This window comes from Methylorubrum thiocyanatum, from assembly GCA_014138645.1.
GTDB classification, from domain to species: Bacteria; Pseudomonadota; Alphaproteobacteria; order Rhizobiales; family Beijerinckiaceae; genus Methylobacterium; species Methylobacterium thiocyanatum.
Map to the genome: position 1 here is coordinate 172,659 of JACJIB010000004.1, position 12,683 is coordinate 185,341.

The window sequence follows — 12,683 nt, forward strand, 5'->3', positions numbered from 1 at the left end:
TTGGTCCCGCTGTCGGCACGGGACCATCAGCCGCGGTTCATCAAGCGTGGCCTAGGAACGGCGCCTGCGCCTTCCATTGGCCTTCCCGGAGCCTGTGTCCGTGCCGTCCGTCTCCCTCGCGCCGTCGTGCCCCGACACGATCATCGCCATCCCCGTCCGCAACGAGGCCGAGCGGATCGCCCGCTGCCTGAACGCGATCGACGCGCAGAGCGGCCTCGCGCCGGGGCGGCTCGGGCTCGTGCTGTTCCTCAACAACTGCACCGACGACACCGCCCGGATCGTCGCCGAGCGCGTGCCGGGGCTGTCGATTCCCGTCCGGGTGATCGAACGGGTCCATGCCGGGGCGCATGCGGGCTGGGCCCGCCGGGCGGCGATGGACGCGGCCGTCGCGTGGCTCGAAGAGGCGGGAACAGCCGCATCCGGCACGCTCCTGACCACGGATGCCGACAGCATCGTGCCGCCGGACTGGGTCGCGGCCAATCTCGCCGCCCTGGAGGCGGGCGCCGACGCGGTGGCCGGCCGGGTCGAGCTGATCCCGGCGGAGGCCGCCCTGCTGCCGCCCTCGCTGCCCGCCCGCGGCCGGCTGGAGGACACCTACGACGCGCTCATCACCGAGATGGAGGCGCGCATCGATCCCGATCCGCACGATCCCTGGCCCTGCCACCGCACCACGATCGGCGCCTCCCTCGCGGTGCGGCTTTCCGCCTATTGCGACGTCGGGGGCATGCCGGAAATCCCGCTCGGCGAGGACGGCGCCTTCGTCGGCGCCCTGCTTCAGCGGGGTTTTCGCGTGCGCCACGACCGGGCGGTGCTGGTGCTGATCTCGGCCCGTCTCACCGGCCGCGCGGCGGGCGGCGTCGCCGACACGATCCGCTCCCGCTGCGAGGAGCCCGACGCCCTGTGCGACGCCCGGATGGAGGCGGTGCCGCGCGCGCTGCACCGCTACGCGTGGCGGGCGCGCCTGCGCCGCCTGCACGGCCAGGGGCGGCTCGCCCGCGACCTCGCCTGGGCGCGCCGGCTCGGCATCCCCGAGGCGGAGGCCCGCCGCATCGCCGCCCTGCCGCGGGTCGGCGAGATCGTCGCGGCGGCGGACCGCGCCAGCCCGCGCCTCGCCTACCGCCCGCTGATGCCGCGGCAGCTCCCCGGCCAGATCCGCCTCGCCCGCCTCGTCCTGCCGCTGCTGCGCGCGGGCTTGCGCCTGCGCCGGTCGGCACCGGCTGCATCGCTCCCGAGGGTACCGACGGCCACCGCGGACGCTTGAGTTTGGGATCCCAAAGGGGTCACCCCTTTGGCGGGGCATCAGAGCAGCGCCCCGATCTGCCTTCAACCATGGCTCCTCCCCGGACCCGCGAACGGGATGATCCTTGTGAACCCCCGGATCTCAGGCCTCGTCGCGGGTCGCGCCGAAGATCGGCTCGAAGGCCGCGCGCAGCGCCATGTCCACTTCGGGCAGGCTGACGATGCGGCCGAGATCGGCCAGGCTCGTGACGCCGTGCTCGCGCACGCCGCAGGGCACGATGCCGGAGAAGTGGGTGAGGTCCGGCTCGACGTTGAGGCTGATGCCGTGCAGGCTCACCCAGCGCCGCACGCGGATGCCGATCGCCGCGATCTTGTCCTCGACGGTCGGCCCTTTCTCCGGGCGGCGCACCCAGACGCCGACCCGGTCCTCACGGCGCTCGGCCCGGACGTTGTAGGCGTCGAGCGTCGCGATCAGCCACGCCTCCAGGCTGGCCACGTAGGCCCGCAGATCGGGCTTACGCTGGTTGAGGTCGAGCATCACGTAGGCGATGCGCTGGCCCGGCCCGTGATAGGTGTACTGCCCGCCCCGGCCCGTGCGGTGAACGGGGAAGCGCTCCGGCTCGACGAGGTCGGCCGCCTTGGCCGAAGTCCCCGCGGTGTAGAGCGGCGGATGCTCCAGCAGCCAGACCAGCTCGTCCGCCTCGCCCCGGGCGATCGCCGCGGCGCGGGCCTCCATCTCGGCCTCCGCCACGGCGTAGTCGACGAGGGCGTCGGTCACGCGCCAAGCCACCGGCGGCGCGCCCGCGCGCGGCAGGAATGTCGCGGGTGCGATCGAAAGCCGGGAAGCGGGCGCCGTGAAGGAATTGTTTACCAAGACTTCACCCTTGCATGCGGAAGGTTTTCCGAGGGTTGACAAACGGAGCATCCGCACGTGGCGGTCCTGGACGAATTGCAGGTCGATCTCAAGGTCGTGCTGGGGCGCAGCCACATGCCGCTGCACATGCTGCTGCGCATGGGCCGCGGCGCGGTGATCGAGCTGGAGGCCACCGAGACCGACATGGTCGAGATCCTCGCCAACGACCACCCGATCGCCCGCGGGCAGATTGTCGTGACCGGCAACCGGATCTCCGTCGAGGTGACCGAGCTGATCCGCAAGGCCGAGGTCGTGCGCACCCCCGGCGTGACCATCGGCGAAGGGGCCGTGCCGATCCTCGACGACGGCGAGGGTGGGCTCTGAGCGGTCTCCGCGCGGTTTTCGAGGCGGCAAAACGCGAAGATGCGAATCCGGCGCTTGTGCCCGCCCCGGGCATCTGTTATCCGCTGCGCCGCCCACACAAGACACCGGCCGCTGACGAAGCGGCACGGCGGCAAGGGCGGCCATGGCGGAATTGGTAGACGCGCTAGCTTGAGGTGCTAGTCCCGCGAGGGGTGGAGGTTCGAGTCCTCTTGGCCGCACCAACCTACTTCCTGTTGGAAGTCAAAAGGTTGGTCCTGACGATGGGTTGGTGAAGCCCGCACTTTCACACATCTCGTTCTTGACAGCCCGACCACGGAAGCCCCCGAAGACGGGGACGCTTTTCCGTTCGTTCGTGCACGATGCTCGAACCGCTCCACCGCTTGGATCGTCAGAGCGCGACCGGCTCGTGGCGATGCCAAGCATCCCCATGACAGCGGTCGAGGCCATCCAGGCTCCCCCCGACCAAGGACCATCGACGAAGCTCGACGCGGCCACGCGGAAACCCGCGGGGGCGGCACCGTCGCGGCTCTTGTCGACCGCTGGGCCGCCGACAGCGTCGGCAAGAAGGCCCCGACCGCCATCCAGCGGCAACGAAGGCGCTCGCGCTCGCCCATCACCTTCGACGGAGCGCGACAGCCGCCCGCCGCCCCGAACGACGCCGACGCCCGGGCCGAGCGCCCGCACATCGTCACGCAGGCACCGGTGAGGCGCCCCGGATAGGCCCACCCAACACGCTTCTCCATGCGCCATGCGGCCGAGTCTTCCCGCACGATCGACGGGTCTTCGCACGGGTCCCGCGAAGCACAAGATCAATGCGCAAATCGATTGCCTAAAGATCCCGATCAATTTGCCTAAAGGACTGATGTTTCGAGCGTTTTGAGCGGCATGATGTTGCAGAACTGGCACAGAGAGCCACGATGATGAGAGAAAAATAATCCGCCTGCCGAACAACACATCCCGATGGATTGTCAGCCGAGCGAATTCCCCACATGCTCCGACCGTGACTGAAAGCAGAAATCGATAATAGCAGCGTTGAGGCCTTCACAAGCCTCCAATTAGATCCGTTTTTCTGCATTCCGTCGCCGAATCACCAAATGACGCGCGACCTAAAATAAGAGCGCCCGCTCAAGACGGGAGGGGAAAACTATGGCTTTACCGATCACCTTCAACAACCAGACTTACGGCGCTGGCTTTCTCGGCATCGATGACGGCGGCGCATCCGCCGGCTTTTCGGTCGATGCTGCCTCCACATACTCCGTTTCCGTCAACGGAACCGTCAACGCGGTGGGCGACACGGTCACCCTGACCTATGGCGCCGACGCGCCGACGGGCTATGCGGGTCGGTCCATTCAGCTGACTTCGACGCAGTACGACAACGCGAACCAGATCCTGTTCACCAGCAGGGACATCCCTCCCGGTGAAACCAGCGTGGGGAACTACCGCTACCTTCTCTCGAATACGCAGGTCTTCGGAAGCGGGAACCCCGCGCGGACGCGCTTCACGGCCGACGACAACAATCTCGGCACCTACAACGCCCAGGCCGCGCCCTGCTTCACCACCGGCACGCTCATCCGCACCGCCCGGGGCGAGGTCGCGGTCGAGGATCTGGTCGTCGGCGACCTCGCCGTGACCGCCTCCGGCGCGCTGCGCCCGATCACCTGGATCGGCCGCCGCGACGTCGATGGCCAGGGCCACGCCCTGTCCCACGACCAGCAGCCCATCCGCATCCGCGCGGGCGCCTTCGGCCCCGGCCTCCCGGCGCGCGACCTGCGCCTCTCGCACGGCCATCCGGTTCTCGTCGGCGCCGATGTCGACGGCGCGGGCGGAGCCCTGGTGCCGATCATGTGCCTGATCAACGGCACCTCCGTCGTCCGCGAGGCGGCGACCCGCGTCACCTACTGGCATGTCGAGCTGGACAGCCACGACATCCTGCTGGCCGAGGGTCTGCCCGCCGAGAGCTTCTACGACATGGGCAGCCGGGTCTGGTTCGCGGGCGATGACGGCGTGCTGACCGATCCGGACTTCGTGCCGGCCGGCGAGCACGGCCGCTGCCGCCCGGTGGCGGTGGATGGCAGCCTGATCGACCGGGAGCGGGCGCGGCTCGACGGCGTCTTCGCCGCGGAACTCGACGCGCACGGCGCCTGGACCGACACGCAGGCGTGGATCGCCGCGTAATCCGGCACGCTCCGATCACCGGCCGCGCCCCTGCCGAGTCCCGGCGGGGGTGCGCGCCGTTCGAGCGGGCCGCCGGGCAACGCACCGAGGCCTGTGGACGTGCCCTGCGCCCGCAGCCCCTATATGGAGGGCCATCCTTCCTCGGAGATGGCTCATGGACCTCGACGTTTCGCTTCACATCGCCGGCCGCTGGCGTTCCGGTGGCGGCGGCGAGACGCTGGCCATCCTGAACCCCGCCACCGGCGACCCGGTCGGCCGCGTCGCGGTCGCCACGCGGGCCGACCTCGACGAGGCGCTGGAGGCGGCCGAGCGCGGCTTTGCCGCGTGGCGGCGCGTTTCCGCTTTCGACCGGTCCAGGGTGCTGCGCCGGGCCGCCGCGCTGATGCGCGAGCGTGCGGAGGACATCGCCCGCACCATGACCCGTGAGCAGGGCAAGCCGCTGGCCGAGGCCCGCATCGAAACGGGCGTCGCCGCCGACATCATCGAGTGGTTCGCGGAAGAGGGGCGCCGCGCCTACGGCCGCGTCATCCCCGCACGGGCCGAGGGCGTGCTGCAGATCGTCACCCGCGAGCCGGTCGGGCCGGTGGCGGCCTTCACGCCCTGGAACTTCCCGATCAATCAGGCGGTGCGGAAGCTCTCGGCAGCGCTCTGCACCGGCTGCCCCGTCATTCTGAAGGGCCCCGAGGACACCCCCGCCTCCTGCGCCGAGCTGGTACGCGCCTTCCTCGATGCGGGCGTGCCGGGCGATGCGCTCGCCCTGGTCTACGGCGATCCGGCCGCGATTTCCGGCTATCTCATCCCGCATCCGGTGATCCGCAAGATCACCTTCACCGGCTCGACCGCGGTCGGAAAGCAGCTCGCGGCGCTCGCCGGCCAGCACATGAAGCGGGCGACGATGGAACTCGGCGGCCACGCCCCGGCGATCGTGTTCGACGACGCCGACATCGACACCGCCGTGCGGATTCTCTCGGCCAACAAGTACCGCAATGCCGGTCAGGTCTGCGTCGCGCCGACCCGCTTCCTCGTGCAGGAGGGCGTGTACGACCGCTTCGTCGACGGGTTCGTCGCGGCATCAAGAGCGCTCAAGGTCGGGGACGGCCTCGATCCCGAGACGCAGATGGGCCCCCTCGTCCACGGCCGCCGGGTGGAGGCGATGGAGGCCTTCGTCGCCGATGCCGAGGCCAAGGGCGCCCGGCTCCTCACCGGCGGCAGCCGCATCGGCAACCGCGGCCATTTCTTCGCGCCGACCGTCTTCGCCGATGTGCCGCTCGAGGCCCGGATCATGAACGAGGAGCCGTTCGGGCCGATCGCGGCGATCCGCCGCTTCGGGCCGGACGAGGAGGCGATCACCGAGGCCAACCGCCTGCCCTACGGGCTCGCGGCTTACGCCTATACCCGCTCGGCCACCCGGGCGAACCGGGTGGGGGCAGGGGTCGAGTCCGGGATGATCTCGATCAACCACCACGGCATCGCGCTCCCCGAGACGCCTTTCGGCGGCGTCAAGGATTCGGGCTACGGCAGCGAGGGCGGCTCGGAGGCGATCGAGGCTTATCTCACGACGAAGTTCGTGACGCAGGCCCATTCCTGAAGGCACCTCTTCGGACGACGCCCCTCGGCGTCTTCAACAGGTCGGTCCGCGAAGGAGCGGACCGCCGGCTGACCCGGGCGGTTCCGGATCATCGGCCCGCCCTGCGCAAGCCCGCGACAGGCGCTGCCGCACGCAGCGATCGAGGGCGGCGGGCCAGCCTCTTTTTCTTGCCCGTCTTCAAGCTCGGGCGACGCCACCAACAGGGGAGTCTTGTACAAACGAAACCTTTTGTCGGATCCGCGAGTTGCACCCTCCACCACCGCAAGAATTAGGACAGCTTGGTTCAAGCGAGCTGCTCCGGGGAAGCGCTCGCATGCTGTATCCTCTTTATGAGGCCGGCCACCTCATGCTCGCACCGATGCGTCTGGCGGCGGAAGCCACCCGGCTCGCTTGCGAGAACCCGTTCAACCCCCTGGCCTACGCCCCGCAGAGCCGGACCCTGGCCGCGGGATGCGAGATGTTCGAGCGTGCCACCCGCGTCTACGCCAAGCCGGCCTTCGGGCTCGGCGTGCCGGAGCGGATCGTCTGGGAACGCCCGTTCTGCCGGGTCGTCGCCTTCGGCGAACCCTCGGCGGCGCTCGAGGCGAAGCCGAAGCTCCTGATCGTCGCGCCGATGTCGGGCCACTACGCCACGCTCCTGCGCGGCACGGTCGAGGCCTTCCTCGACAGCCATCAGGTCTTCATCACCGATTGGGCCGATGCCCGGCAGGTGCCGGCGAGCGCCGGCCGGTTCGGCCTCGACGACTACATCGACACCTGCATCGCCCTGTTCGCGGCGCTCGGGCCGGACCTGCACGTCGCGGCCGTGTGCCAGCCTTCGGTGCCGGTGCTCGCCGCCCTCGCCCGGATGGAAGCGGAGAATCACCCGCTCGTGCCGCGCTCGGCCGTGCTGATGGGCGGGCCGGTCGATACCCGCCGCTCGCCCACCGCCGTCAACGCGCTGGCCCGGGAAAAGGGCTTCGCCTGGTTCGAGCGGCACTGCATCCACACCGTGCCCTCCGGCTATCCGGGGGCGGGCCGCGCGGTCTATCCGGGCTTCCTGCAGCTTGCCGGCTTCATGGGGATGAACCTCGACCGGCACGCCGACGCCCACCACGCGATGTTCGACCACCTCGTGCGCGGCGACGGCGACTCGGCCGCCCGCCACCGGGCCTTCTACGACGAGTATCTCGCGGTGATGGACCTGACCGCCGAATTCTACCTCGAGACGATCGAGCGGGTCTTCATCAACCACGATCTGCCCCGCGGCACCCTGCGCCATCGCGGCGAACGCGTCGATCTCGGCGCCATCCGCCGCTGCCACCTGATGGCGGTGGAGGGCGAGAAGGACGACATCACCGGTCTCGGGCAGACCAGAGCCGCCCTCAACCTTGCGGTGAACCTGCCGGAGGCGGCCAAGAGCTACCACATGCAGCCGGGCGCCGGGCATTACGGCATCTTCAACGGCTCGCGCTTCCGCGCCGACATCGTGCCGCTGGTGCGGGACTTCATGGAGCGCAGCCTGCGGCCCGCCGCGCCGCGACCGGCCCCGGTGGTGCCGGTGCCGGAGCCGCACCCGATCCTCCTGCGCGATGGCCCCGCCATCCAGCCGCCGCGCGCTCTGCCCGAGCGGCCGATCCTGTTGCCCGAGCCCGGTCCGGGTCTCGCCAAGCGACACGGCCCGCAGGAGGCAATCCCGCAGCGGATCGCGCTCTAGGACAGGTCTCACAACTGAACGCATTGCCAAGCGGCCGCCGATCCGATCGGCGGCCGCTTCGTCGTGACCGGCCTGCCGCGGCACCGTTGCGTTTGACCCACCCTCGCCATCGAATTATGCATTCAAAAAGGCCGGACGCCCGTCCAGGGTGCGGCACGGGGAGGGAGGTTCCACTTGAGCGCGAACTCGGGCGCCAGCGCGAAGCCGGCTGAGGCACCGGCTCCGGCCCAGCGGGCGAAGGCCCGCAACGATGCCGGGCTGCCGCGCAAGCTCGCCGAGGTCCTCCAGGGCGAGGCCCGCTTCGACGCCTTCACCCGCGGCCGCTACGCGACCGACGCCTCGATCTACCAGATCATGCCGGCGGGCGTGGTGTTTCCCAGGAGCGCCGCCGACATCGCCGCGACCCTGAAGGTGGCGGCCCAGTACGACCTACCGGTGATCCTGCGCGGCGGCGGCACCTCGCAGAACGGCCAGCCGATCGGCTCCGGCCTCGTGGTCGATTGCTCGCGCCACTTCAACGGCGTGCTCGCCTACGACGCGGAGGCCGGCACGGTCACCGTCGAGCCCGGCCACGTGCTGGAGCGGCTCAACGCCCGGCTGAGGGCGGACGGCTGGTTCTTCCCCGTCGAGCCCTCGACCGCCACCCGCTGCACCATCGGCGGCATGGCCGGCAACAATTCCTGCGGCGCCCGCTCGCTGCGTTACGGCAAGATGAGCGACAACGTTCTCGGGATGGAGGCGCTGTTCCACGATGGCGCCGCCTTCGGCTTCGGGCTGACCGGCAACGAGGCCAGCGCGGTCACCGGGGGCGCGCGGGCGGAGGATCTGGCGCGGCGGATGCTGGCGCTCGCCGACGCCCACCGCGACGAGATCGCGGAGCGATACCCGAAGGTCCAGCGGCGGGTCGGCGGCTACAATCTCGATTCGCTGGTCGAGCCGAGGCCGAACCTCGCCCATCTCCTCGTCGGCTCGGAGGGGACGCTCGCCGCCACCACTTCGGTCACGCTGAAGCTCTCGCGCCTGCCGGCCCACCGCGCCATGGGCGTGTGCCACTTCCCCTCGTTCCGCGCGGCGATGGAGACCACGCGCCACATCGTGGCCCTCGATCCCGTGGCGGTCGAACTCGTCGACAACAACGTGCTCGTGCTCGGCGCCGACATCCCGCTGTTCCGCACGACGCTCGCCGACATCACCCGGGGCCAGCCGAACTGCCTGCTGCTGGCCGAGTTCGCCGGCGACGATCTCGCCGCGCTCAAGCGCGACCTGAAGCGCCTCGACCAGTGCATGGCCGATCACGGCTTTCCCGGCGCGGTGGTCGAGGTGGTGGAGCCGAACCGCCAGAAGGCGGTGTGGGAGGTGCGCGAGGCCTGCCTCAACATCATGATGTCGATGAAGGGCGACGCGAAGCCCGTCTCCTTCATCGAGGATTGCGCCGTCCCCCTGGAGCATCTGGCCGATTACACCGACGCCGTCACCGAGGTGTTTTCCAAGCACGGCACCCGCGGCACGTGGTACGCCCACGCCTCGGTCGGCTGCCTGCACGTGCGCCCGATCCTCGACATGAAGCAGGGCGGCGATGTCCGGAAGATGCGCGCCATCGCCGAGGAGACGGCGGAGCTGGTGCGCCGCCACAAGGGCTCCTATTCGGGCGAACACGGCGACGGCATCTCGCGCTCCGAATTCGTGGAACCGCTGTTCGGCGCCAAACTCACCCGCGCCTTCGAGACCGTGAAGGACGGCTTCGACCCCGAGAACCGCCTGAACCCCAACAAGATCGTCCGCCCGCTCAAGATGGACGACCGCACGTTGATGCGCTTCGCGCCCGATTACGCGGTGAGCACCCCGCGCAAGACGGCGTTGGACTGGTCGGATTGGGGCGGCTTCGGCCCGGCGGTCGAGATGTGCAACAACAACGGCACCTGCCGGAAGCTCGCCGGGGGCGCGATGTGTCCCTCCTACCGCGCCACCCGCGACGAGCAGCACCTCACCCGCGGCCGGGCCAATTCCCTGCGCCTCGCGATCTCGGGCCAGCTCGGCGCGGACGCGTTCGTCTCGCCCGAGATGAAGCGCACGATGGATCTGTGCGTGTCGTGCAAGGCCTGCCGCCGGGAATGCCCGACCGGCGTCGACATGGCCAAGATGAAGGTCGAGTTCCTGCACCACTACCACGCCCGGCACGGCCTGCCGCTGAAGGAGCGGCTGGTGGCCGAGATGCCGCGCTATGCCGGCGTGGCCGCGGCGCTCGCGCCGCTCCTGAACCTGCGCAACCGCTATCCGACGCTCGCCCGGTTCGGTGAGCAATGGGCCGGCTTCTCAGCCCGCCGCTCCCTGCCAGAATGGCGCCGGCCCTGGCGCGAGACCGGCGAGGTCGCCCACCCGGAGGACGTGACCGGCGACTTCCGCGACCTCGTCCTGTTCGGCGACACCTTCAACCGCGCCTTCGAGCGCGAGAATCTGGAGGCCGCCGAGCGGGTGCTGCACGCTGCCGGCTACCGCCTGCACCGCGTCGTCGCGCACAAAGGGCGCCGCCCGCTCTGCTGCGGGCGCACCTATCTCGCCTCCGGCCAGACCGACCGGGCGCGCGAGGAGGCGCGCCGCACGCTGGACACGCTGCTGCCCTTCGTGCGGGCCGGCGCCCGGGTGGTGGGCCTGGAACCCTCCTGCCTCCTGACCTTCCGCGACGAGTTCCTGTCGTTGCTGCCGCGGGAGGAAGCGGGCGAGTTGGCTCGCAGCGCCCTCCTGTTCGAGGAACTGCTCGCCGCCGACCTCGCGGCCGGCCGCATCACCCTCCCGCTCGCCGATCAGGGCGGCCGGGTCGCCCATCTGCACGGCCATTGCCACCAGAAATCGTTCGGGGCGATGGGATCGGTGGAGACGGTGCTGCGCGCGGTGCCGGGGCTCGACGTGCGGGTGATCGAATCGAGCTGCTGCGGCATGGCCGGCGCCTTCGGCTACGGCCGGGATACGATCGACGTCTCCTTCGCCATGGCCGAGCTGTCGCTGTTCCCGGCGCTCCGAAAGGCTTCCGCCGACGATCTCGTGGTCGCCGACGGCACGAGTTGCCGCCATCAGATCCATGACGGCCTCGGCCGCGACGCGATCCACGTCGCCCGCGTGCTCGACGCGGCCCTCGTGCCCACGGCCTGACCGCGGCTCAGGGTCGCCGCTTCGGAACGCAGGCCCTCGCATCCGGTTGTCGCGGCAATCCCGTACAGGAGCCGTGATGACCGATCCGCTGACCAAATACCCGCGCCCGCCCTTCGAGACGCAGCCTCAGAGCTTCCCCGGCAAGACGGCTCAGATGGCGCCCGAGCCGGACCACGGCGAGGAGAGCTACAAGGGCTCCGGCAAGCTCACCGGCAAGGCGGCCCTGGTGACCGGCGGCGACAGCGGCATCGGCCGGGCGGTGGCGATCGCCTATGCCCGCGAGGGCGCCGACGTGGCGATCTCCTACCTGCCCGACGAGCAGAAGGACGCGGAGGCCGTCGGCACCTGGATCGAGAAGGCGGGCCGGCGCGCCCTGCTGCTTCCCGGCGACATCAAGGACGCGGCCTATGCCCGCGAGATCGTCGAGCGCACGGCCAAGGAATTCGGCCGGCTCGATATCCTGGTGAACAACGCCGCCTTCCAGCAGCCGAACCAGGGCGTGACGGACATCGACGACGCGATCTTCGAGAAGCACTTCCAGACCAACATCTTCGGCCCGTTCTACGCCACCAAGGCGGCACTGGCGCATCTCAAGCCCGGCGCCTCGGTGATCTTCACCTCCTCGGTCAATTCCAAGCACCCGGTGCCGACCCTGTTCGCCTACAGCGCCACCAAGGGGGCGCTCAGCAACATGGTGCTCGGCCTCGCGCAGTTGCTGGCCGAAAAGGGCATCCGCGTGAACGGCGTGCTGCCCGGCCCGATCTGGACCCCGTTCATTCCCGCCGGGATGAGCCAGGATGCGGTGAAGACCTTCGGCAGCCAAGTGCCGTTCAATCGCCCCGGCCAGCCGGCGGAACTCGCCTCGGCCTACGTGATGCTGGCGGCGGAGGAGAGCAGCTACACCTCCGGCGCGCTGATCACCGTCGCCGGCGGCATGCCGATCTTCTGATCGCAGGTTTCCGGTCGATCAGATCGGAAACCGTCTCAGGAAGAAGCCTGCGCGGCCCCTGAGCGGATGTCGCATGACATCCGCTCAGGGGCCGGCCTCCCCGACCTGCCTGGCCAGGAAGACTCCGGCGCGGCGCCACGCCTCGTCGGTGTCGCCGCGGAAGTTGAGGTCGCGGGTCAGCACCGCTCGGCCGGTGCGGGCATCGACCACGCGTGCGAAGAGTTGCAGGATGAGCGTGCTGCTCTTGTGGACCACGCCGACGAAGACGCGTGTCGCGCCGGCCTCTTTCGCGAGCTCAAGGAGACAGTCCGGCCGCTCGTCCGGGCAGCGTGCATGCACCCTCTCCGGGGCGATGAGCAGGGTGCGATAATCACCGGATGCGCCGAGATCCTCCGCGAGGTTTCGCGCCATCGCGTCGAGACGGCGGGCATGCTCGGGGGCCTGATCGACCGGTTCACCGGAGGTGTCGAGGAGCTTGAGCGGCAGGATTGCCAGCGTGAGTTTGGGTGGGTCGGCGCGGGAAGCGGCAGCCGATCCGCCTAGAACGAGAATCGTCAGCGCAAGCCGCATCCCCCACCACCCTTCACGAGATTTACCGGTCATCACCCCCCCTCCGGCGCCGCCCTGCACGGCCCGGACGGAGGTTATGACC

The 12,683-nt window shown here is 70.0% G+C and carries 9 protein-coding genes and 1 tRNA gene; 8 read left to right on the plus strand and 2 right to left on the minus strand.

Annotated features, from left to right (window positions below; translation table 11 throughout):
• The first annotated feature begins 100 nt into the window (after positions 1 to 100).
• Complete coding sequence (locus tag HNR51_RS12070; RefSeq protein ID WP_182555096.1) at positions 101 to 1,261, plus strand: glycosyltransferase family 2 protein; 1,161 nt, start codon at positions 101 to 103, stop codon at positions 1,259 to 1,261.
• A 120-nt stretch (positions 1,262 to 1,381) separates the two neighbouring features.
• Here HNR51_RS12070 and lipB read toward each other — a convergent pair whose 3' ends face one another.
• Complete coding sequence (lipB, locus tag HNR51_RS12075; protein ID WP_182555097.1) at positions 1,382 to 2,113, minus strand: lipoyl(octanoyl) transferase LipB; 732 nt, start codon at positions 2,111 to 2,113, stop codon at positions 1,382 to 1,384.
• Positions 2,114 to 2,170: 57 nt separating this feature from the next.
• Between lipB and HNR51_RS12080 the strand changes: the two genes are divergently transcribed.
• From HNR51_RS12080 to HNR51_RS12110, 7 genes are all read left to right on the plus strand, one after another.
• On the plus strand, positions 2,171 to 2,476 hold the full coding sequence (locus HNR51_RS12080) for a FliM/FliN family flagellar motor switch protein (RefSeq protein ID WP_012456419.1): 306 nt from the start codon (positions 2,171 to 2,173) through the stop codon (positions 2,474 to 2,476).
• 136 nt (positions 2,477 to 2,612) lie between these two features.
• A tRNA-Leu gene (locus tag HNR51_RS12085) sits at positions 2,613 to 2,697 on the plus strand.
• A 925-nt stretch (positions 2,698 to 3,622) separates the two neighbouring features.
• On the plus strand, positions 3,623 to 4,651 hold the full coding sequence (locus tag HNR51_RS12090) for a Hint domain-containing protein (RefSeq protein ID WP_182555098.1): 1,029 nt from the start codon (positions 3,623 to 3,625) through the stop codon (positions 4,649 to 4,651).
• 154 nt (positions 4,652 to 4,805) lie between these two features.
• The gene (locus HNR51_RS12095) at positions 4,806 to 6,239 is read left to right on the plus strand and encodes an NAD-dependent succinate-semialdehyde dehydrogenase (RefSeq protein ID WP_182555099.1); all 1,434 of its coding nucleotides are present in this window, start codon (positions 4,806 to 4,808) and stop codon (positions 6,237 to 6,239) included.
• A gap of 313 nt (positions 6,240 to 6,552) precedes the next feature.
• Positions 6,553 to 7,935, plus strand: a complete 1,383-nt coding sequence (locus HNR51_RS12100; RefSeq protein WP_182555100.1) for a polyhydroxyalkanoate depolymerase — start codon at positions 6,553 to 6,555, stop codon at positions 7,933 to 7,935.
• Positions 7,936 to 8,109: 174 nt separating this feature from the next.
• Positions 8,110 to 11,082, plus strand: a complete 2,973-nt coding sequence (locus HNR51_RS12105) for an FAD-binding and (Fe-S)-binding domain-containing protein (RefSeq protein WP_182555101.1) — start codon at positions 8,110 to 8,112, stop codon at positions 11,080 to 11,082.
• Between the two features lie 76 nt (positions 11,083 to 11,158).
• Positions 11,159 to 12,031 carry an SDR family oxidoreductase gene (locus HNR51_RS12110; RefSeq protein WP_012456414.1) on the plus strand — a complete coding sequence of 291 codons (873 nt, stop codon included), beginning with the start codon at positions 11,159 to 11,161 and terminating at the stop codon, positions 12,029 to 12,031.
• Between the two features lie 84 nt (positions 12,032 to 12,115).
• Here the strand turns inward: HNR51_RS12110 and HNR51_RS12115 are convergent, their stop codons facing one another.
• Complete coding sequence (locus tag HNR51_RS12115; protein WP_141955030.1) at positions 12,116 to 12,634, minus strand: DUF3280 domain-containing protein; 519 nt, start codon at positions 12,632 to 12,634, stop codon at positions 12,116 to 12,118.
• Positions 12,635 to 12,683: the final 49 nt, after the last annotated feature.